General features: G+C 39.0%; 21 protein-coding genes. 1 reads left to right on the forward strand and 20 read right to left on the reverse strand.

The genetic code is table 11. The annotated features are described in order from the left end of the window. Positions 1-109 precede the first annotated feature (109 nt). From AC1TO8_RS03210 to pheA, 13 genes are all read right to left on the reverse strand, one after another. Positions 110-625 (reverse strand): DUF6886 family protein, encoded by a 516-nt coding sequence (locus AC1TO8_RS03210; protein WP_482054154.1) that lies wholly within the window; start codon positions 623-625, stop codon positions 110-112. A 236-nt stretch (positions 626-861) separates the two neighbouring features. Continuing rightward, positions 862-1,266 (reverse strand): GNAT family N-acetyltransferase, encoded by a 405-nt coding sequence (locus AC1TO8_RS03215; RefSeq protein WP_482054155.1) that lies wholly within the window; start codon positions 1,264-1,266, stop codon positions 862-864. 149 nt (positions 1,267-1,415) lie between these two features. After that, positions 1,416-2,003, reverse strand: a complete 588-nt coding sequence (locus AC1TO8_RS03220; RefSeq protein WP_482054156.1) for a histidine phosphatase family protein — start codon at positions 2,001-2,003, stop codon at positions 1,416-1,418. A gap of 323 nt (positions 2,004-2,326) precedes the next feature. Next, positions 2,327-3,355 (reverse strand): alpha/beta fold hydrolase, encoded by a 1,029-nt coding sequence (locus tag AC1TO8_RS03225; protein ID WP_482054157.1) that lies wholly within the window; start codon positions 3,353-3,355, stop codon positions 2,327-2,329. A 370-nt stretch (positions 3,356-3,725) separates the two neighbouring features. Next, entirely contained in the window at positions 3,726-4,310 is a 585-nt protein-coding gene (locus tag AC1TO8_RS03230) for a GNAT family N-acetyltransferase (RefSeq protein ID WP_482054158.1), read from the reverse strand. Between the two features lie 411 nt (positions 4,311-4,721). Continuing rightward, on the reverse strand, positions 4,722-5,756 hold the full coding sequence (locus AC1TO8_RS03235; RefSeq protein WP_482054159.1) for a serine hydrolase domain-containing protein: 1,035 nt from the start codon (positions 5,754-5,756) through the stop codon (positions 4,722-4,724). 444 nt (positions 5,757-6,200) lie between these two features. Then, positions 6,201-7,154, reverse strand: coding sequence for a GNAT family N-acetyltransferase (locus AC1TO8_RS03240; protein ID WP_482054160.1), 954 nt, complete (start codon positions 7,152-7,154; stop codon positions 6,201-6,203). A gap of 291 nt (positions 7,155-7,445) precedes the next feature. Then, positions 7,446-7,955: a GNAT family N-acetyltransferase gene (locus AC1TO8_RS03245; protein ID WP_482054161.1), complete on the reverse strand. Its 510-nt coding sequence runs from the start codon at positions 7,953-7,955 to the stop codon at positions 7,446-7,448. A gap of 421 nt (positions 7,956-8,376) precedes the next feature. After that, positions 8,377-8,913 (reverse strand): GNAT family N-acetyltransferase, encoded by a 537-nt coding sequence (locus AC1TO8_RS03250; RefSeq protein WP_482054162.1) that lies wholly within the window; start codon positions 8,911-8,913, stop codon positions 8,377-8,379. A 182-nt stretch (positions 8,914-9,095) separates the two neighbouring features. Then, positions 9,096-9,332 (reverse strand): hypothetical protein, encoded by a 237-nt coding sequence (locus AC1TO8_RS03255; RefSeq protein WP_482054163.1) that lies wholly within the window; start codon positions 9,330-9,332, stop codon positions 9,096-9,098. A gap of 670 nt (positions 9,333-10,002) precedes the next feature. Continuing rightward, entirely contained in the window at positions 10,003-10,716 is a 714-nt protein-coding gene (locus tag AC1TO8_RS03260; protein WP_482054164.1) for a CPBP family intramembrane glutamic endopeptidase, read from the reverse strand. 266 nt (positions 10,717-10,982) lie between these two features. Beyond that, positions 10,983-11,606 carry a M24 family metallopeptidase gene (locus AC1TO8_RS03265; RefSeq protein ID WP_482054165.1) on the reverse strand — a complete coding sequence of 208 codons (624 nt, stop codon included), beginning with the start codon at positions 11,604-11,606 and terminating at the stop codon, positions 10,983-10,985. A gap of 190 nt (positions 11,607-11,796) precedes the next feature. After that, positions 11,797-12,645: a prephenate dehydratase gene (gene pheA / locus AC1TO8_RS03270; protein ID WP_482054166.1), complete on the reverse strand. Its 849-nt coding sequence runs from the start codon at positions 12,643-12,645 to the stop codon at positions 11,797-11,799. A 440-nt stretch (positions 12,646-13,085) separates the two neighbouring features. On the opposite strand from pheA, the gene AC1TO8_RS03275 reads away from it, so the two are divergent. Continuing rightward, complete coding sequence (locus AC1TO8_RS03275) at positions 13,086-14,294, forward strand: IS110 family RNA-guided transposase (RefSeq protein WP_482054167.1); 1,209 nt, start codon at positions 13,086-13,088, stop codon at positions 14,292-14,294. Between the two features lie 207 nt (positions 14,295-14,501). Here the strand turns inward: AC1TO8_RS03275 and AC1TO8_RS03280 are convergent, their stop codons facing one another. From AC1TO8_RS03280 to rhaI, 7 genes are all read right to left on the reverse strand, one after another. Next, positions 14,502-16,160, reverse strand: coding sequence for a hypothetical protein (locus AC1TO8_RS03280; protein WP_482054168.1), 1,659 nt, complete (start codon positions 16,158-16,160; stop codon positions 14,502-14,504). Between the two features lie 792 nt (positions 16,161-16,952). After that, on the reverse strand, positions 16,953-17,678 hold the full coding sequence (locus AC1TO8_RS03285; protein WP_482054169.1) for a LutC/YkgG family protein: 726 nt from the start codon (positions 17,676-17,678) through the stop codon (positions 16,953-16,955). Continuing rightward, a complete protein-coding gene (locus AC1TO8_RS03290) occupies positions 17,671-19,185 on the reverse strand; it encodes a LutB/LldF family L-lactate oxidation iron-sulfur protein (protein WP_482054170.1) in 1,515 nt (504 codons plus the stop codon). The genes AC1TO8_RS03285 and AC1TO8_RS03290 overlap by 8 nt, the downstream gene beginning before the upstream one ends. Beyond that, positions 19,182-19,910, reverse strand: coding sequence for a (Fe-S)-binding protein (locus tag AC1TO8_RS03295; RefSeq protein ID WP_482054171.1), 729 nt, complete (start codon positions 19,908-19,910; stop codon positions 19,182-19,184). Before AC1TO8_RS03295 ends, AC1TO8_RS03290 begins: the two co-directional genes overlap by 4 nt. A 69-nt stretch (positions 19,911-19,979) precedes the next feature. Beyond that, the gene (locus AC1TO8_RS03300) at positions 19,980-20,738 is read right to left on the reverse strand and encodes a DeoR/GlpR family DNA-binding transcription regulator (RefSeq protein ID WP_482054172.1); all 759 of its coding nucleotides are present in this window, start codon (positions 20,736-20,738) and stop codon (positions 19,980-19,982) included. Between the two features lie 45 nt (positions 20,739-20,783). Then, positions 20,784-22,253, reverse strand: coding sequence for a rhamnulokinase (locus tag AC1TO8_RS03305; RefSeq protein ID WP_482054173.1), 1,470 nt, complete (start codon positions 22,251-22,253; stop codon positions 20,784-20,786). Continuing rightward, positions 22,250-23,470: an L-rhamnose isomerase gene (rhaI, locus tag AC1TO8_RS03310; protein WP_482054174.1), complete on the reverse strand. Its 1,221-nt coding sequence runs from the start codon at positions 23,468-23,470 to the stop codon at positions 22,250-22,252. Before rhaI ends, AC1TO8_RS03305 begins: the two co-directional genes overlap by 4 nt. Positions 23,471-23,493 lie beyond the last annotated feature (23 nt).

Consider the following 23,493-nt stretch of genomic DNA (forward strand, 5'->3'; position numbering starts at 1 on the left):
CGGTTGGATGTGTCGCCTGATTCTACTTCTCAGAAATCCTTCTTGGCGACCAAGGAGCGCATGCGACGATGCATGAATGTTTTGACGTAGTTGCTTCTTCTTGAATAACTCACAGCTTTCTAGCATTTTCAAATCTATGTATTCCAAAATCTTTAATAGAAGACTTTAATAAAGCTTCTTTTAATGGGTTCAAGTTTGGTGTTAATCTAATTTCTATATTCAGTTCTGCAATTCTTTCAATTAAATTATCTAGAGGTGTTATTTCGATTGGTTTTACTGTTTCTTCAGATATATAATAGCCTGCAAATTCATCAAACAAATTAAAGCTTTCACTCGGTAATTCATATCTGAAGGTGGTTGTCTCTTTAATTCTCTTGTACCAATCAATTTCAACTGTGATAACAATATTGGAATCCGTAAGCCCAAAAAACGTATGATTGTCTTCGTTACTCATCCCTTCGGTTTTTGTATATACAATTCTGGGACAGTCCCGTGGGAAGTAAAAAGTAAATTCATGTTGCTGGTCTATCGCCCAAACAACTGGAGGCATGTTTTGTCTATTATGTTTGACTCTTGGCTTAAAAAAACGTATATCAAATTCCTCACTAAAATGATAAAGCTTCATCCGCATGCCTCCTGTACTTACTTCCTTTTTAAGCAATTGCGTCTAACGTTTAGTATTCCTGACGTTCAAGCAGCTTAAGTGACCGTAGGGAACGGGTTGCCAGACTTAGCTGGTTGAATGTGTCGCCTGAATAATCCCCTTGAAAGTCCTTCTTTGCGATTAAGGGCGAATGCCCGCAGTAGGAATGCTGTGTTAGCAGATGTCAGTACCTTCTTCGAATAACGTTCGACGACTGTTTATATTTGTTTGGTCAAAATCACTTCAAGAGGCTCGTTCTCTTGTAACAAACATCCCACATCACGATATCCAAGCTTCCTGTAAAAGTGCTGTGCCCCTTCATTAGATTGAGTAGACGTCATTACGGTTGTGAATCCTCTTTCGCTCATTAATTCTTCCCAATAAAGTACTACTTCTTTGCCAATACTTTGTCCTCTATATCCTTCATCAATCCATATCATATTCATAAAGGGAGTATTATCCCAAAAGTATCCATACCTCATCCAACCAATTTCTTTGCCCTCATCTCTAAGTATAAATATCTCTTTTTCTTTAATTTTTGATCTGATCAGTGTTTCAACTATGTGCTTATCTCTTTTTAAAATGTACATATAATCTGTATCCTTTGCAAAATCAATCTTCATAACTGACCCTCCGATTTTTTTCTGAGATTTTTTCCTTCTTTATGATAATCTGTACTGATTTCTGCTAACTTTGCGCATTTCTGACGTCCAAACGGCTTAAGGACCGAGGGGCGAATGCCCCGAAGCTTGAATATGGTGTATCAGATGGATCAGCCTTCTTTGATATTACCATCAAGATGTTTTGTACAGTTATGCAGTTCACATGTCCATTGATTATCTATTTTCTTTAAAATAGTTATTGATGTATTGCCAAAATCTTTTGTAGGAAAATCAGGAACTAAATTGATAAAGTTAAATTGAATTAAGGCACCATGAGAAACCACCAACACCTTTTCACCTTGGTGCTTCATCATTATTTCTTCTAAAAACTCTTCACCTCTCTTTTGGACTATCTCAATTGGCTCAAGTCCAAGATCTAATTCTATCCAACCTGTTCCCCACTTTTCTATTCGTTCCTCTTCAGTAGTACCTTCAATCAATCCTCCGGACCTTTCCCGAAGACGATCATCAAGGTGAATATCTACTCCGATAGCACTCCCTACAATAAGAGCAGTTTGCTTTGCTCTTGCTAAAGTACTTGAATAAATATGATTCCAATCTTCTGATCTTAATCTCGTTGCTAAAAGTTCTGCTTGATTAATCCCATCCTGATCCAGCGAAATATCAGAGTTACCCTGTGCTCGTCCTTCTTTATTCCAACTGGTGCTACCATGCCTTATCAGTGCTATAGTCGCCATATAGTGCTCCTTCAATGTTTAAAATAGATTTGCTGATCTTTCTGATAACGTTCGCACATTACTGACGTCCAATCGGCTTAAGGACCGTAGGTCCGGGTGGCACTGCCACTTAGCCGGTTGGATGTGTCACCTGAATTAACTTCCACGAATCTACCTCTTAGTGACCTAGGGAGCGTAGCGACCGCTGTGGTAACGTAATGTTAACTGATGCTCCTTCTTCTTCGGTTTACCCACCAAAATCACTTGTTCTGTTCTTTACGTGTTTCCTTCTTTAACGTTCTTATTTTTTTATTTTTCTACCGAATCGGATATATATGGGCAAGTTAGAATAGCCCATTCAACCACTCTACGAATCGTTCTTTTTCCTCGAATTGCGGATAATGAGCCGACTCTTCAAATACAACGAAATCTTTTACTGGTGCATCTAGTATATCAAAATAATCTCGTGCCGCATTCACAGATGTCATATAATCATACTTTCCCATAACAAAATAAGTAGGAATATCTAGGTGGTCAACAATGTCGGGTAAATGGTTTGCTAATACTTCTCTCAGCAAGATTTCTTCTGAAGCTAGAATCCCCTTATAAAAGCGAATCACATCCAGCCCATTATATTCAGGATTTAAAAGAAAACCTAAATTATAATCCCTATCTTCGTTGATAAGTCTAGCTGTGCCACCATACTTTTGAAGTAGAATTCTAGGTGATAACCTCTCTCCTCGCTCAACCGAGTCTCGAAATAGCTCTAAGCTTTTCACGTCCTCTGTATTATCAGCTTGTTTCGCCTGTTCTATCGTATATTCCAAGCCTTCCAACTCACTCTGAACCATATCTGCCATTTGTCCAATTCCTATATAAGCATAAAATTGATCAGGTGCCTTAGCCGCAGCTTTCATCCCAATATATGTACCAAACGAATGACCGATCAACACAACCTTATCTTGTCCTAACTCCTCAGTAACATAATCCGTTAATGCCAACAAATCATCTACTAGCAAATCTGTTGTCAAATTCGAATAATCCTCAAAGAAATGATAGGACTTCCCGCTCCCACGTTGATCATAATGTACAACAGTATAATGTTGCTCAAGCTCCTGCTGGTACTTCCTCACGTAAGGAATCTCGGAGCAGCCAGGTCCACCATGTACAAAAATAATGATTGGATTGTTCCGATCAACTCCCCTAATCATGACCTCATGTCCTTCACCGTTGATCTCAACCTGCCCTAACGTACTGATGCTGTTCTCACCTTTAATTCCAGGTGTCCATGTGGGAAATATCAAAGCTAGTATAGCTATTAAAACGATAATAAGCATGGTGCGTTTGAGTATTTTAATTAATTTTCTACGCATGTGATGGCTCCTTAAGAGGATAGTTCACCTCTATTTCTATTAAAGGCAACGGAAACATATCAATATTTCGTACTATTGTTCTTGGCACTACCAAATCTATTATATTTTCAAAAGGAGTTTCAGTTAACGTTACGTATTCCTGACGTTCAAGCGGCTTAAGTGACCATAGGGAACGGGTCGTAAGACTTAGCCGGTTGGATGTGTCGCCTGAACCCACTTCTCTGAAATTCCTCTTGGCGACCAAGGAGCGTCAGCGACGCAGCAAGAATGCATTGTTATCGGATGTTGCTGACATCCTTGAATTACAATACAAATTAATATCTTGAGTATTTCCTTACTTTATAGAAGGGTTTTTATCTCTTTTGTCTCATTAATACTCCAGTTTATAAACGACTTCCCCATCTATCACTCGGCCATCTACTTCAAATTCTAATTTTTCGTATAAACGTTTTGCCCAAACATTCTCTGGTTCAAAGCTTATGTATATAACCCGATGCTGTATATCTTCTTTAATCCTTTCGATGAGGTTCTTCATAGCAACTTCCCCATAGCCTTTTGACTGATACTTAGTATCTATCATTAACCGATAAATCCAATATTCATGATCTTCTTCATCTATACAATACATCGTAAATCCCACTAGAACATCAGCGTGATAAATAGCCAAGCAAACACACTCTGGGAATGCTTTAGCCTGTGCGAGTGAAAACAAATTTGTCGCTACAAACTCTCTTTGTTCATCAGTTATACTCAGCTTAATGACATCAAAAAAATTGTTTCTATCTATTTCCTTGAGTACGATCATAATTGCTCCCCCTGTCTTTATTATGCCAATCTTGAATAATATCCCCACTCCTCCGGCTTCTTGAAGATACTCACCATCTTCATAATTACATGGATATTCAAATTCTCTTCTCATTACTTCACCTACATACGCACTCCAAATCTGTGACATTGGCCATATTTGATTTTCTGTTGGTGTTTTATAGCTGAGACTCAATAAATCGTTGGAATAATAGTTAAGAATTTATTCAGACTATCTATAGTCTCATCTGAAAGTCTAAGTTATGTCCGAACGATCTAGCATAATCAACTTGCGTAATCACAAAGATGCATTATTCGATCAGTTAATTCAATTGCTTTCTTAGTTACCTCTATCTCTCAGCAATTTCCGATAACGTATTTGTGTTCAAGACGACCATTCTCCTTAGATAGCTCTTATCTTAGGGAAATGGTTGTGTCCGGCTGATTCTTCTTCCTTGCCCATGTAATCTCATCTCCGAGACTTCCTCAATACTTCTGCCCGGACCAAGGAGCACTAGAGACGATGCTTGAACACTTTGTTAGGCGATGCCATTCCTTTTGATTATTCAAAATTATAAATTAATTCATCAATTTTACCTGGTATTTCTGCTGTTCCATTTGATTTATTACTCATGACATGTGCTCTAATACTACTCTTGACATATACTGAAGAGACCATCATTGCACCTGGTTCACCACCCATAACATAATACTTAAATATTTCATCACCAATAATAGTCATCCAAACGCCGTAACCATAATTTTGACAATCATCTGTTTCGACTTGTGGCGACAACATTCTTATGGTTGTTTCCTCCTTTAATAATTTATGACCCATAAGTCCTGACCAGAAGTTATTTAAATCATAAGTTGTAGTATATGCCCCTCCATCCGCTCCACCGATGATAGGCACTGAATATATATTCGTTCTCCATTCTTTGCTTTTTTGATCCTCAATGTATCCTATTGCTGTTCGATTAGGTAACTGATCCATTCGGAAGTATCCAGAATCTGTCATGTCACACACATCTAAAATATTTCTTTGGATATATGTTATAAAATTCATACCACTTATTTGCTCAACGATTAGGCCAAGCAGAATAAATCCAGCATTACAGTATGAGAATCGTTCGCCAGGTTGAAACTTCATTTCTTTTTCTTGAAATAAGGGCAAAAAGTCTTTAGAAGTAAACACCCGATACATCGGATAATTCTCCCACAACTTTTCATAATCCGTCATCAATTCTTCATCAAAATAGTCAGGTATACCCGAAGTGTGGGTGAGTAAATGATGGATTGTAATATCACTACTGAATATTGGAAATGAAATATCTATGCACTCTTTAATTAATGTGTCAAAAGTAATAAATCCTCGTTCCACAAGTTGGCATATCGCTACTGCTGTAAATATTTTAGAACCTGAAGCCACTGTGAATCTGGTTTCCTTTGTGTTTTTAATATACTCTCTTCGATCTGCATAATCGTAGCTAGATTTATAAAGATCATTTCCATCCTTCTTTATTAATATTGAACCTGAGAATTTAGAGATTTCTGTTTCAACATCTAGTAATTTTTCTAATTCTTTTGAAATTATCATTTGAAGTTTCCTTTCTATGTTTAAAGGTGGTTTCGCCTAACGTTGTGCATTCCTGACGTTCAAGCGGCTTAAGGCAACAAGGTTGCCGGGTCGTCAGACTTAGCCGATTGAATGTGTCGGCTGAATTCGCTTCTCTGAAAATCTTCTGGCGACCGAGGAGCATACGCGACGCAACAGGAATTCAGTGTTATAGGATGTCAGCGTCTTCTAAGTAATATCCTAAACATCATGAATTTACTTTCTTATTGAAATTGAGCTTCTAAATCTTACTAACGAAAAACAAGTCCAACTACCAATAAAATAGCAAAATTGATCAGTACCCATCTTTGTTCTCATAAGTAATTGGTTAACTCACGTCAGCAATTTATAGCATTTAGAAGAAATATAAAACTAATCAAATGCAGTTATGGAGGAGATTACAATTATCAGAAAGCTAAACATTTGTTAAATAACAAATTCAATTATTTTTTCACTTTTTGTTATTTTATACCCAAGCTTCTTATAAATATTTAGAGCATGTTCATTATTGGCCCGGAGTTCAAGATGGGCCTCGTTCATCCCCTTGGCTGCTAAATAATCCAACCCTTTGCTAATTAGATACGTAGCTAATCCCTTTCCACGCCATTCAGGCAACACGAATATTTGTTCAGTAAAAGCACTATTTTTCTCTTCATTTTTATTCTTTTCATCATCCCAATGAAGCATAACGCTACCCATCAATCGACCATTATCAAAAGCAGACAATGTTGTGCCCACTGCCCACAAATCAGATAACATAAAATGTTTTAACCCCTCTATATTCCATGGCTTCTCAGGAAAAGCTGCATTGTATGCTTGAACATACTCTTCTATATCTTTATCTTCTTTCATTTTCCACTCGATAACTTCGATCTGATCAGGAGAAGGACATAACTCTATGGGGTGATCAAGTTTTCTTGACATATGATAAATCCCTTCACTAACAATAAATCCATTAGCAAGCAAAAATTCTGAACTTTTTTGCTCTGATGGGAACAATGTAAAGCAAATTTTAGTATCTTTATTGAGTGTATTTCCCTTTATTTCACTTGCTCTTTTCATTAAATGTTGAAATAACGTTGCTCTTAATTCATTACTGTCCGCAGTTAATGGATTGAATTTAATTTCCACCCATAATACATTTTCTGCACTATCGTTACTATCTGTTGCCATTACAGGATAAATAGATGCATATCCACCCAACAGTCCTTGATGGTTCATTGCACAAAACACATTGTTTCCGTTATCAAATTCAGGGGAAAGATAAGCTTCCCCTGGAATTACTGATGTTTCCGGGTAGGCTTTATTGTACTCTAGCTGAACATTATAGATGCTGGAGATGTCTTCCGTTGTAAAGTTTCGAATCACATAATTGTTCATTCTATTAACTCCTTTTCTCAAATTAATATTAACTGCCCATTAGCTGAATGTATCCTTAAAATAGATACTCAATGCGTATAGAGAATATTAATGGTATTCGCTGATTTCCTATAACGTTTCGCATTCCAGACGTTCAAGCAGCTTAAGTGACCGTAGGGAACGTGTCGTCAGACTTAGCTGGTTGAATGTGTCGCCTGAATTGACTTCTACGAAACTTCCTCCTGGTGACCTAGGAAGCATAGCGACCGCTATGGTAATGCATTGTTAGGTGATGTTAATGTCTTCTTCAATTTATCCAAAAAATGTATTCGGGTATTTCAATTCACCTTGTATTTCTCGTAGTTTTCCTTCCTCTATTTCATACACCATAAATACTTCATCTGGAACTTCAAATTGTTTTAATTCTAATCCAAACTGTCTAGCTGGTTGAAATCCAAGTCTTGGATAGTAAGTAGGGTGTCCAATTAACAATATGATGCTATATCCTAAAGATCTGCATCGTCTTATTCCTTCCTCGATCAGCCTGCTTCCTACTCCTTGCTTTTGATAATTTGGTCTTACTGCTATTGGAGCTAGGACAATTACTGTATATTGTTTATCTTGATCTTCTACTGTTGCTTTACTCAATAAAATATGACCTACTATTTCATTCTCCATCTCTGCAACTATAGACAATTCCGGTATAAATTCTTCGGATAATCTAATTCGTTCTATCAATTTCGATTCATCTTCTCGATTACCGAACGCTAAGTAATTCAATTTATACACTTTTTCGAAATCCTTATTTGTTTCTGTTCTCATTATCATGAATATTCTCCATTCATATTTATTAGGTATTACATGTGTTGCATTAATTTCGCCTAACGTTCGCGCATTAACGACGTCCAAACGGCTTAAGGACCGTAGGTCCGGGTGGCTTTGCCACTTAGCCGGTTGGATGTGTCGCCTGAACCACTTCTCTGAAAATCCCCTTGGCGGCCGAGGAGCGAATGCGACGATGTAGGAATGCTTTGTTATCGGATGTCAGCGTCTTCTTTGAAATATCCCTCAACTTTAGTTATCTTTAACTATCGTGTCCCGTTAGTTCAACGGAGGCAGTCCCTTTGGCAGTGAGATTGTTGAGTATTATATCGATTTCTTACATTCGCTAATATCGCAAATAGTAGATAATTTCTATCTGTCCAGTATCTTTTTCGAGCCTCTATTCCCCAATGTATCCAACTTAATTATTGAATTTAAAAACTTTGGAGAATCCGACATCATTCAGTTCTTTATCTTCTTCGGTAAATTGATTATTTGTGTACCCAGATAATGTTTTTCTCCAGAAACTTATAGTGTTCAAATTCTTGTCCGTTGGTGTAGTAAAGAGCATCCATTTTCCTCGATGTAAATTGAAGACTTCTCTTACAGCGTTTTCGCCTATTCCTTTACCTCTATAAGGTCTTAGAATAAATATTTCGTTTATCATAAAGTCACAATTATCAAACAAATATGGTGCCGTTGTAACCAAGATAAATCCTGCTGGTAATCCATCGACTTTTATTAGATAAGGAAACAGAACTCCCTCTTTTTCCCACCATATATCAAATACAGGTATTTGTTGTTCAAGTGTATGATATTTTTCATCATCCTCGAAAACACCATATTTATTGGGCAGTACATTCCGAATTTCGGCTAAATCGTGTAAGTACAGCGGGTACAGGTTATTGATGATAAATTTGTTTTTACGTTCGCACAATTCGATTGTTAGATTATTCATAATATCCCCCTATGAAATTGACCCTCTAAGAATACCGTCCATTCATTACCATATTAGGGCGGCGAGGGAACTAAAACAAGAGTATATTTTATTTAATTTGTTTTGTACTGAAGTTTGAATTATCCTGCCCGTTAGGTGAATATCTTCTAGGCACTAGATAATCAATGGAATTTTAAGGGCTTTCATGGTGTTCGCTGATTTCCGATAACGTTCGGGTATTCACGACGTCCTATCGCCTTAAGGCAGCGAAGCTGCCGGGTGCGCGTCAGCGCACTTAGTCTATTGGATGTGTCCGGCTGATTCCGCTTCCTCGCTACTGAAAATCCATCCCCGAATATACTTCTAACTTCTACCGGACCGAGGGGCGAATGCCCCGAAGCTTGAATATGGTGTTGCGATGTCCCCGCCTTCGAAGCCATATCTCCCAAAATATATCTTCATTACTTTAATATTTTTTCTTCAAGCTATTAGTTTTAATTTGCTATTTCGATAATCCTTATAGAGTTAGGGTCGGTAACTATACTAAAGAGTTTATAAGAATAATAGATATGTACTAAAAGTAACGCCCAGAAAATTACACGTTTCTTACGATATACCCATACATTAATTACACAGATCACAATAGTAAGTACAGTTCCAATTATATAATATGTAAAAAAATACGAATCAGTGATTTCTATTCCAAATATACTAACTAATCTTCCTAAATAAACGGCACTACACATTGTTATAAACATCCAATAAAGTAAAAACAAGTATAAATAAAATCCACTACTAATTATCCAAAATATGCCCTGTTTTATTCGCTTCACTTCGTCACCTATTTCTATTGATGTTATTTATTATAAGCACGTAATCTCTTAAATGAATTTACCATAGCGGGGATTTCTCATAACGTTGCGTATTTCTGACGTCCAAACGGCTTAAGGGCCGTAGGTCCGGGTGGCTTCGCCACTTAGCCGGTTGGATGTGTGGCCTGAATCCTCTTCGCTGAAAATCTTCTTGGCGACCAAGGAGCAGCAGCGACGATGCTGAAATATATTGTTATCCGAAGTGCTCCCCTCTTCGAAAATACATTCAACCTCCTTCTTACCTACTCATTAAAATAAACATTAATTGAACAGTAACAATGACACCATTGAGCAAATTATGTGCAATCATGCAACCGACAATGCTCCTAGTCTTTATAAATATTACTCCGTAGAATAACCCCGCTACTAAACAAGTAAGTTGTTGTAATATATTGAAATGAATTATTCGAAATGGTAACATGACAAAATTAATATGAGCAGTCATAAATATTGCTGTAGAAGCTAGAATTACAAGGCCAAATAATTGTTTATCGTTCCTAAAAAAATTCTTCCATAAAGTCGCCATTACTGTAATTACCAATGACCTAAACATAATCTCTTCACTTGTTCCTGACATTAGGATCTCGAATAAAAAATAACCTATAAAATTGCTATTGTTCATCGGGAAGGAAAAGTTCGGTGATACTCCATAATGGATTATTAATAATCTACTAACCCCCACCTGAATTACTACCCATATCATAATAAAAATCAAAACAGACTTAAGAGAATATCTGAAACTGTTAAAATTAAAACCGAAATATTCAAACTTGATATGCAACGCTTTGGAAATCACTATAATAACGAGTAAAGTGATAACAGCCTGGCATATATGGTGTACTGTTAGGACTAAAAAAACATTATCTGGGTCTAACTCTTTAAATATGGAATAAGCCTTTCGTGAAACAAAAAATGAAAATAGCTGATTAACTTCACATAGGCAGTTAAACATATAATTGTTATAAAACAAATAATCAATTTTTTCATAATCAACTTCCTCTGAATGACATTCAAAAAAAATTTATTAGAGCATTTCGGATAACGTTTAGTATTCATGAACCCGAGAGGTTTAAGGAGCTTCAGCTCCGGGTCGCTAGACTTAGCCTCGCAGGGTTGTCTGCCTGAATCGACTTCCTCGAAATGCCTCTAGCAGACTGAGGACGTCAGTCCAATACATGAATACTTTGTTAGGTGATGTTATTGCCTTCGTTGATATACCTACAAATCTTCAATGTTTATTACGTTTTCAAATTTAGCTCCAAAATTTCCAATACCTATATGGGGTTCAATTGCCCATCTCTTTCCCTTTAGCATTACATTCGAATTTTCGGGGCTAATAAATATTCTCTTATTTTGGTTATCATAGTCTTCTATTGAGTGCCCTATATTTCCATAAGGATCAAGTAATCTATAATCACTTTGTTCTATTAATTCATTACAATATTCAAATAGTTCGCCGACTGTCCTACATTCTTTGGCATAACTATATGTTTGTTCAAATATATACTTTGCGTCCTCAGCTAATTTCTTGAAGATTTGATCTTTTCCAATTACTATTGTTTCGGAATAATCACCCCATTTACCCTTTACCATCGGGCTGAAATCAATGAGAACTATATCAGAATCTCGCAAAATAATTTCATCTGAAGGTAAATGATTGCCACGCGTACAGTAAATAGAATTAGTATTAAAATTAACTAACATTGGGTACCAAAGATCATCTGCTCCTAGAGAATACATGATTTCTTCACAAATATTTGAAAACTTTTTCTCTGATATACCAGGAACTAAGTATTTTTTAGATTCTTGGCATGCCTGAATTGCAATTTCTTGTGCATTCATAATATTCTCCTTTGAAAATGGTTTATAATAAATGTTTGCGATAATTTCACATAACGTTGCGCATCTGCGACGTGATCTGGCCTTAGATAGCTCTTATCTTAGGCCGGGTCATGTGTTGTCTGAGTTTACTTCCATGATTTCACTCCCGACAACCAAGGTGCGAATGCCCCGAAGCGAAGATGCTTTGTTATCAGATGTCGTGTGACTTCATTGACTTACTTTCAATTGCATTGTATCTCCCTATTATTCGAACTTCATGCCCTAATGTCTCTAATATAGTTACTGCCCTTTCAATCGTCATTGTACTACAGTTATTATTTGCTTCCAGAAAAAATCTATAGACTCCTAATTTCCTTGCAGTTGGACGTGATTCAATCCATGATAAATTTATTGCAAGAGCAGTAAATACATTCAATATTGAAGATAATACCCCTGGTTGATCTTGGCCTGGTGTTATTACAAACATAGTCTTCTTTAAATCTATTTCAGTAATTAATTTGTTACTGATAATAATAAATCGTGTTTGGTTGTCAAAATTATCTTGGATATTCCGATCAATTATGTTTAGGTTCAATATATTTGCCAATGATCTCGAACCAATTGCAGCCACATCCGTTCTTTCGCTATTTTTTAATGCTGTAGCAGCTGTTGCGGAACTATCGTACTGTAAGCTCTTAATACTACGTTTTCTTATGTATTTTCTACATTGAGTTAGTATCGGAGAGATTGACCATACTTCTTTAATTTCAGCGAGATCCGTTTTCTTATTCGCAAGAAGATGTAAGGAAACGGGCAATGTGTATTCTCCTTCGATAAACAAATTATCAAAGGAGATTAACGAGTCAATTGTCATATTAATTGTTCCTTCAATTGTGTTCTCTAAAGGAACAATTGCTTTATCCACTCTATATTCTCCGACTGCTTCAATTACATCTGGAATTGTATCGTACATAAAGTATTCCACTTCATCTTCATTGAAATATTGTATAGCTGCTTCTTCTGAGAATGTTCCCTCTGGTCCTAGATAAGCTACTTTCATATTAATCTATCTCCTTGGATGTTGTAATTAATTTTTCATTCACACGATTTCTGATAACGTTTGGCATTCCTGACGTTCAATCGGCTTAAGGACCGTAGGTCCGGGTCGTCAGACTTAGCTGGTTGAATGTATCGCCTGAATAAGCTTCTCCGATATCCCTCTTGGCGACCAAGGAGCGTCAGCGACGATGTAGGAATGCAGTGTTGGTATTCTCAGTTCATACCCGACTGGCTCGGGGATGGACTTTTTCTTTATACTGGAGGAAACACTGGGCTGAAAAACGTATGCATTGTTGGGACATAGATCCCGTCACATAAAGTGTTCTAAGCCCTCGCCTTTTGTTCATACCCCGATTCAGCTGGTTGGGCCTTAGAGCCCGTATCACCGTGCCAACCTGTGGAGGGCAAAAGTGCTGGCCCCAGTGAAACTAAGGAGGTTATATGAATATACCTGTTCTAAGTATCGATGTCGCTAAGGGTAAGAGTGTTGCTGCTGCTTTTCTTTCTTACCATGACTGTATGTACAAACCTTTTCCATTCTCTCATACTCACGACGATCTCAATCATCTCCTATCGATCTTGCTGCAGATGAAGGAAGCTACAGGCTACGAACCCAATGTTGTTTTAGAAGCTACCGGGAATTATTCCAAACCTCTCGTATCTTTCTTTTCTTCGCATGGATATTCTGTCATTGTTCTCAATCCATTACTTACTCATCAGCTGAATCAAAAGGCGGTTCGGAAGATCAAGACCGACCCTATCGATGCTATTCGTATTGCTCATGTCTTCTACCTCCAATCTCCTGAACCTCAAGTTGAGCTAAGCGATTCTGTTCAACAGCTTCGTGTTATTTGTCGGCAATACCAGCATTGGACAGGCCTCTATGGCGAGACACAGCTTCATTTTCGTGCCGTTCTTGATCTTATCTTTCCAGGGTATGACAAAGCCTTTCACAAAGTCTGTAACCGTACTTCTCTTGAACTATTATCTCGTTATCCGACTCCCAAGGAACTCTTAGAGGCAGATCAAGAGGAGATCATGATGGTACTTATTTCCAATCGAAAAGGTCGGGCTTGGAACGAATCTAAACTAGAGCAACTACTTGCCATTGCTAACAACAGTCTTCCTGATCTCCATGCCATTCAAGCCCAGAAGATTGTTCTTATGCACTATATTCAACTGCTTAAGACCTATCAGGACTGTATGAAAGATCTCTTGGTAACCATGCAGTCGATGGCTGAGTCTATAGAAACCTATCACCTACTCCGAACGATTCCAGGAGTGGGTCCGTTAACAGCTGCCATGCTCATCGCTGAAATTGGAGATATAAAAAGGTTCCCAACCGTTAAACAACTTACAGCTTTTGCAGGGCTTGACTCAGCTGTTCACGAATCGGGAACCTTCAAATCCAAGAAGAATCGAATATCTAAACGGGGCTCTTCTTACCTACGAACTGCTCTTTATCAGGCTACTGTTGCCGCCATTTCCAAGCAAATTCATGGACCAAGAAATTCGATTCTCTTCCAATTCTATCAGCAAAAACGGACAGAAGGCAAACCGGCAAAAGTCGCCATTGTCGCTACTTCTCACAAGCTTTTACGCATTGTTTTTGGCATGTGGAAGTCTGGTCAGGCATTTAACTGTAGTTAATACTAAAATTAGTAATTAAATTCCAGAGAAACTCACTCTTGTGGGTAGGTTTGTTTAAGTATGTCTATCTTATTCCTATGAAAATATTATTAATGATAGGGTTGACTTTGATTAGCTGGTTTATACGACGGAATCCCTTCTTCGATTAAACAAAATAATTTTCTTGTTATAAAACCAATTTGTAATACAAATTCCAGAATCGGCTATTCAAAGTTCTATCTTACATCTTTCTTTGTACCACCTATCTTCAAATCCTTCATTATTCCACCCAACGACAGCACATCCAAAAAATAATTCCGTGTTATATCTGATATGGTTTTTATCAAGAGCATCTAATGCAAATCGATAACACACTTGAGAACTTAAATTTTCTATTCTATTATTTATCATATCTATTGTGGGTAACATGTCATATATATATCTACATTCATCTAATACAAACATATCTGTATACATGACTGTTTCTTTTGCCTTATAACTCCACCCAACTGACTTTAATACATTAATATGATATGGCACTGACAATTGACCAATTAAAAGGCCGATGACACTTTGAAATGTAAAGACATCACAAGCTTGAGGTGCAACTCTCTGCCAATCTATGTTATAAACATTTTTTAATTTTTCAGAATAACATTCAGTTCCATGTGACCCACCTAAAATCAGATACAACATTATACTAAACTTATCAAGTAACTCGCCTGAATTAAAACTCATTTGATTAATAAGGCTACGAGAAGCTTTATGAAATTGTTCATCATAAAAGTTCATGTAAAATGTTTGTAAGCGTTCTTTCTCATTTTCATCATCACACCAGTCATACAATTCTTCAATATTTTTATACTGAGCCATTTTCAAAAACCACGGTATTGAGAAAAACGACATATCACTCTCTAAATACCCTCCAGAATCACCTTCCAATTTAAAAGACAATTCTTCGACAAAATATTTTTGATCATCATAAAAAAATAAATTTTTTTTGCATAATTCCATTTGCTTTTTATCTAATTTAAAAAACATTTCAAAGTATTCTTGACTTTTGCAAATTCTTATAAAAGGTATCACCACGGCAGTAATATCCATCATAAACCTTCTTATAAATTCAGAATAATAGTATTCTAAATTATTGTTAACTTTATAAAACCATTCATGAAATAATAAGCCGTGCTCTTCAGCAGATTCTCCATTGTCAGCGTATGCTTTAGGGTAAAGGTATAGCGATACAATTTTAGCCAGTAACTTCTTTGTATCGGGATCATTAGACTCATCAATATATGCAAAATTAGTAATTATAACACCAGGAGAGCTTAACCTATGGTTATCTATCAAAGAAACAATATTAGAAATATTACGATTTTTCTTACTAGGTGAAACCAATGCTCCACAGAAATCTAAATATACTATATCGAATTTTATTGCAGAATTTGAGAAGAAAGAACTTATCTTTCCGAGATGAATTTTAACTTGAGGAAAATTAATTTTCAGTCTTACCACTGCTTCTTTATAAATATCATTATCAGATTCAAATGCCCAAATGTTTTCTGGTAATATTCCTTGCTTTAAAAGTTCCATTAGGTCATTCTCTGGATTAGGACCAGCTAAGTATGCAACTTTTAATTCACTCGGCCTTTTGTTTCCAAGGGCTGATTCAAAGTGTATCTTCCAAGATTGTTCTGTGGATTTATCCAAATTTCTAGCAAGAATACGATCACTACTATAATCTGAATCAAAGAACATAAAGTCTCTTAAACTATCAAAATAACCTAATGTAGTTATCGTACTTTGTTTTCTATCTACAGTTAATATATTAATAGCGTTACTCAATGCTTCTGATCTAACGATGTTTTTTTCTCTCTCTTGATACACCTTATCAGCTCCTCAAATACAGTTCACAAAGAATATTCATAATTACATAATTATATAAATTAATACGGAACTAAATGTTTATATATTAATTTATTATCATATTAAGAAAATAAAGGATTTTATAATTCTCTTTTCTATTGTTCTTGATTCTGTCGTATAACTGCTAATCTACGAACTCGTTTATCACTCTCATCTAGCTAGATAAGCGAATTCGCTTACTACCCCCTCCTAGGGGGATAGACGAAGCTTTTCACTCTTACCCCAAATTATACCATCTGGTGGATGTAAAAAGCAGTACCTTATTTAGATACTTACTAAAAACAAGGGAATTACACTAGTCACCAATACTGCGAGAATGCAATTAGATTTCCCAAGAATGAAGGAACGTAACTTTAGGCGAAACGCAAACTTCTTGCTCGACACTTACTCCCTTCTCCTGTTTCATTTTGAAGATCCTTCTACTCCAATCCAATACTAGAAACAACGAGAGAATGCCTACGATTATGCATCTTTTTTCTTCATTATCTATTCTGTCATGGGATATTCCTACAATTATACATCCTTTATCTTGTCATACCCTCAAATCCAAAAGCTAATGGTTTAATTCCTGTACAATCGTAGGCATTTCGCTAAACAATCAGTTTTAAAAGAAAAAGCCTGTATTTTCGAAGTAATAAGTGCCAGGAGCAGGTGATAGAAACTCTACATCCTTCTTTCCTAAGATCTTTTATACTGTCTCCTATACAAAAAGAAACCGATCAACATCTCTGTCGAACGGTCCTCTAATGCCTTTCACCCCACTATCAGCGCAAACACCACACCAGGCCCATGTACCCCAATGGTTAGATCGTTCTCAATATCTGCCGATCGGCTGGGGCCGGAGATGAAATGAATACCAGCTGGGAGCTGCTCCCTCCCCGCTTCATCGAAATCAATCAACACCTCACCTAAACGAGTCTTTAATCGTTCCAATGGGATGATCGCGATAAGCGCGGTCGGTAGTAGACTAACGGATCTTCCCTTGTCCTTGGAAGATACCACAACGATCGAGCCCGTATGTGATACGGCATAGTCTGCCATCACAATCCCGATGTCCGCTTCTGCAGCTCGAGCTATCCAATCTTCATCGGACCCGCTATTCCACTGCGATACTACGACATCCTCTAGCTTTTCTTTCAGTTGAAGATGATTCAGTTCAACCTCATTCTGATGAATTATATATCGTGCAGATAATTCAGTAGCTTTGCTGCAAATAAAGGACTGCACTTCTTGCATATCAGTTAATCTGTGTACATGCCCACCTGCGGCTTCGAAATTTCCTGTGAAATGTTGGACTCGTTCTTCAGAGGACCATTCGAAGGACTTCCAGAAATCTGGTGCCCCTCGAAAGGGATGTGGCGGAGCATTCGTGAGACGTGGATGCCCTAATCGTCCGGCAATCCCCTTCATGAATTGCTCCTGTTTCGCACGGGATTCTGATTCCATTTGTGCCAACCACTCTTGATGTGCCTCAGCCATGGTCTTTCCCTCCCGCTTCCCTATTTCTTACGATCTCTTCCATTCGATTAGAGACCGATGGATCCATCTCTTGTAATCCGTGGCGAATCTCTTCTTCCATCGTGCCCCACTGATCACGAAAGGATTTCTTCGCTAAGCTCGGAGCGACACGATAGTTATTCCAGCCTTTCAGCGGACCCAGTTTCGAGCTGATTTCTCCATCCTTCACAACAAGCTTCTGCGCAATCCTCCCAACTTTTAAAGCGTTCTCATATCGTTTCGAATTAGCCATAATGGCAGCGAAGCTACGCATCCCGATGGATTCCATTTTATCTCCGAGTCCTCGTTCAACCTTGCGCCTACGCAAATATATCAACATATCATGCAATGGTATTTTCACCGGACAAGCTTCATAACAAGCTCCACAAAGCGTCGATGCACTAGCAATGTCATCCCATTGGTCAATATTCTTATTCAATGCGGGTGTCAACACTGCTCCGATTGGACCGCTGTACGTCCCGCCGTATGCATGCCCACCAATATGACGGTACACAGGACAAGCATTTAGACAAGCACCACACCGAATACAGTTCAGCAGTTCCTGAAATTCCGGATCACCCAGTTGTAAAGAGCGGCCATTATCCAGAATAATAATATGCATCTCTTCCGGACCGTCCGCATCTCCCTGTCTACGAGGTCCCGTAATGCCAGACATATACACCGTTAACTTCTGCCCTGTAGCGGAGCGTGGAAGCAGTGTTGCCATAACTTCTAGATCACCCCAGGATGGAATAATCCGTTCCATTCCCATTAATGTTATTTGTGTTGAAGGTACGGTGGACACCATTCTTGCATTACCTTCATTTTCAAATAAGACCATAGAACCTGTCTCTGCAATCGCGAAATTACATCCCGTCATCCCAATATCTGCTTCGAGGAACTTCTCTCGTAATTTCTTGCGTACAAATCCAGCTAGTATGGCGGTATCGGGTGGTAACGTCTCCCCAGCTTCCTTTGATAAAAGATCAGCAATCTGATACCGATTCTTATGAATAGCAGGAATGATAATATGAGAAGGCGTCTCTCCAGCCAACTGGATAATATATTCACCCAGATCACTCTCCACGACATCCACACCAATGGATTCAAGTGCTTGATTCAAATGGAGTTCTTCCGTCACCATCGACTTGGACTTCACGACGGATGATGCTTGTTTCCGCTCAGCTATAGCCAGTGTGATCTTCACAGCATCCTCAGCAGTATCTGCAAAATGTACATGAACCCCATTCGATCTTGCCTGATTCGCAAATTGGTTCAGATAATAATCTAGATGAGCAATGGTATGTAATCTGATTTGTCTACCACGTTCCCGCCATTCCTCCCAATTTCCGAGATCATCTGAAGCTTTCCTTTTGCCATCACGTAATCGTTCGGTCGTGAATTTAACCGCCTTACGCAGAAAATCATCATTTAAAGCAAGCTCTGCACGCCCTTTGACAGTCGTTCCTTTGATGTCTGCCTTACTCATGCATGCTCCACCCCTTCATATAGCAACTCAGCTAAATGCATCACACGGATTGGCTTATTCCTGTAACGTAGATTTCCCGCAATGTTCATAAGGCAAGCCATGTCTAGACCGACAAGCACTTCTGCTTCACTTTCTAGCACATGATCTGCCTTCTCTACCACCATAGCTCCAGATATATCCGACATTTTAATAGCAAAGGTTCCCCCGAACCCACAACAATCCTCGGCAAAAGGGAGGGGGATGAGTTCCATTTCTTTGACATTGCTCATGAGGATCATCGGTTCTTCCTTAATCCCTAGTATCCGGCTTCCATGGCATGATGGATGATAAGTCACTTTATACGGGAAAGTTGCCCCTACATCAGTAACGCCTAGCACTTGCACGAGAAACTGTGTGAACTCATAGGATTTTCTTTTTAATCTCTCCGCTTTAGCACGTAAGATAAGATTATCTTCAAATAACTTTGGATAATGATGAATCATGCCTATACAAGAGCCTGAAGGTGCGATGACGAAATCACTATCCTCAAATGCTTCCAGAATCGTCTTAGCCGATGCTCGCGCTTCTCCCCAATAGCCACTGTTAAAAGCAGGTTGTCCGCAACAAGTCTGAATAGTGGGAAAGTGAAGTGCAACACCATATTTAGCCAACAATCGAGCCATCGCCTCACCAATTCGAGGATACACAGCATCACTTATACAAGTTATGAACATACTTACCTTCATCTTCCCACCTCACTTTCCGACCTTCTACTAATAGAGGCTTTTCAAAAAGTCATCTCATTGTTCTCTATGTTAAACCGTTGTTACTACGATGGAGCGCTCATGTAATTGCTCCTGAGCTGTGTGATCAAGATTCTGATCCGTAATGATCTCACTAACGCTATCAAGCTCTCCTACATGTGTAAAAGATTGCACACCGAACTTACTAGAATCCGCCAATAAGAAAACTTGATCCGCTATTCCAATCATCCGCTGTTTCACCTGTGCTTGCAATTCATTAGATTCGCTAATGCCCCGCTCCAAATGAACGCCCTTGCAGGAGAAGAAACATTTGTCCACATGATAAGTGTCCAACGTTCGTTCAGCTAATGGCCCTACGAATGACAACGATCTTTGAGACAGCAAGCCACCTGTGGATATAACCTGAATCTTTTCTTTTACACTTAGCTCCATTGCGACCTTGATTGAATTGGTAAGAACCGTTAGTGGAATATCAGGTAGAATGGCAGCCATGTACCAAGCTGTTGTACTCGCATCAAGTAGGATTCGATCATTCGGTTGAATTCGCTTGACCGCTTCCTTAGCAATTCTTCGCTTCTCGTCAGCATGCATGATCTCCCGTTCCCCATAAGGTGTCTCGGGATGATGATCCTTTATATTCACCGCACCACCGTGAGAACGCCGCAAACGACCAGACTTCTCCAATCGATCAAGATCCCGACGAATCGTCTCCTCCGTCACCTGACATAACTCACTCAGCTCCGTTACCCGGATGCTACCTCTATCGTTCACCAATCCAACAATCATCTCGTATCGCTCTGCAACTAGCATAACTTACCTCTTTCTACAACTTTATTTGTACGATGGACCCGTCATTTATTCTAGATCCACCACTCTTCGAAACTGTCCATATGCTTCTTCCCACATCGCAGCCTGTTCAGGCTCATAAATAGTGATTGGGAAGGAATCTCTAATGACTTGCCTTGCTTCCCACACATCACTCAGATCGCCTTGAGCAATCCATTGAACAGCCAAATTACCGATGGCACTTCCTTCTGCAGGTCCTGCCCACACCGGTTTCCCTATGGCGTTCGCCGTCCATTGGCACAGAAGCGTATTTTGAATACCGCCTCCTACCATATGAAGTCCATGAAAAGCTTGCCCAGACAATCGTTCTGTCCATTCCAACACAAGCCTATATTTTAAAGCAAGACTCTCCAAAATGCACCTTACTATTGCACCGATCCCTTCAGGTGGTTTCTGCCCCGTCTGCAAAGCATAATTCCGAATTCGTTCAGACATATTTCCGGAAGGCAAGAAAACTGGATCATCCGGATCAATCATCGTAACGAATGAAGGTGCCTGTTGCGCAAGTTGAATTAGCTCTGGAAAAGAATACACCTCACCCGCTCGTTCCCATTCCCTTCTGCACTCTTGTAAAATCCATAATCCCATAATGTTCTTTAGCAACCGGAAGGTACCGTACGCACCACCTTCATTCGTGAAATTCAGATCAAGTGCCATATTACTTAGAACAGGCTCCTGCACTTCCGTTCCCATCAATGACCATGTACCACATATTAAATATGCGAAAGATCGTTCAGTAGCCGGAACAGCCACAACAGCAGAAGCAGTATCATGCTCAGCTGCAGTGAAGATAGGGATGGACGGCATACCAAGTTCATGCTGTAGCGCTGAACTTAGTTTACCAACATTCGTCCCCGGCTGGACAACTTGACCGAACCATGACTCCTTTAATCCCAACTTCCTTATTAATGTAGCATCCCATTGTCCTTCAACCGGTTTGTATAGCTGTGTCGTTGTGACATTCGTGAATTCATGGACCATTTCGCCACATAGGAAATAACGAAGAAGATCAGGAATCATCAATAAATGCTTACCGTCTTGTAATATAGGAGAATTGGCATGTTGTAGCGCCACCAATTGGTAAATCGTATTAAATGGTAAGAACTGAATACCCGTTCGACCGAATATCTCCTTCTGTGGGATCGTTGCCAATACTTCCTCCATGATCCCGTCCGTATGAAGATCACGGTAATGATACGGATTTCCAATGAGCTCGCCACTATGGCCTATCATTCCGAAATCCACCGCCCAAGAATCGATCGCCAAACTCTTTATCGTTAGCTTCTGATGCTTCGCTTTCAGTAATCCTTGCTTCATCTCATGGAATAGGCGGAGGATATCCCAGTGTAGGTGATTTCCTACCTGTACTGGGTCGTTAGAGAAGCGATGAAGCTCCTCTACTTCCATCGTGGTATCCTTCAACCTCCCAATAACGGCTCTTCCGCTACTGGCTCCGAGGTCATACGCTAGCACATTCACCAGCTTGCACCACCCTTACCCCTTACCTGTATATCTTGTTCGTAACTACTATCCATATAAGCTTTCATCGGATTCAGCGGTAAATTCTGTTCTTCCCGAATCGCATGAAGTAATGGAGTCACGTCGAATTCGTATGCTTGACGCACCGCATCCTCTGCAGCTAGAACGTCATTACGAACTTGTGCATCCTCTACTTCCGCATGGTTGACTAGAAGTGCCTTGGCAAATTGCGTCTGTACATTAAGGACAGAACGGATCATCGCCGGAATTTTCTGTTCAATATTATGACATTGATCAATCATATAAGCGATATTATTCACAGTTTGCACAATAGCCGCATCCTGATCTTCTGAAGCACTAATAATTTGATAGAATATGAGGAATAATTCATACGGATTAACCGAACCTACGATTAGATCATCATCTGCATATTTGCGAGCATTAAAGTGAAAACCACCCAATCTTTTCTCATCAATTAAATACGCAACGATATGTTCCACATTCGTGCCCTGCGCATGATGCCCCGTATCCACGAGTACTTGTGCTTGCGGCCCAAGCTTCATCGCCATATTATAGGCCATTCCCCAATCCGCTAAATCCGTATGATAGAAAGCAGGCTCGAATGATTTATATTCAATGAGCATCCGCATCTGTGGGGTCAACTTCTTATAGAGTTCAGACAAAGCTTCGTACATCCAAGCTTTACGCTTACGAATATGTCCCTGACCGGGGTAGTTAGTACCATCTGCGAACCACAGACTAATATCACGAGATCCTGTTTCTTTGGCAATATCAACACATTCTAATAGATGATCTGTCGCTTGACGGCGAACCATCGCATCAGAGTTCGTCACACTACCCAGCATATAATCCTCTTCTTGAAAAAGATTCGGGTTCACAGCACCGATGCTGAGTCCTAGACCTTCTGCATGAGCACGTAGCTTACCGTAATCCTCCACTTTATCCCATGGAATATGAATTGCCACGGAAGGAGCCAATCCGGTTATTGCATGGACCTGAGCTGCATCTTCCATTTTCTCAAATGGATTACGTGGGACACCATTCTTCTGATACACTTTGAATCGTGTGCCTGAGTCTCCATACCCCCAAGAAGGGGTCTCAATACGAAGTTCCTTCAATTTCTGTTTCACTTGGTCAAGGTCAATCCCTCTAGCCTGTTGTTGTTCCTCAAATAATGCGTAAGCGCGATCTATCATTGTTCGCATCCTCTCTTCATTCA

The organism is Paenibacillus sp. Y859, assembly GCF_056786405.1.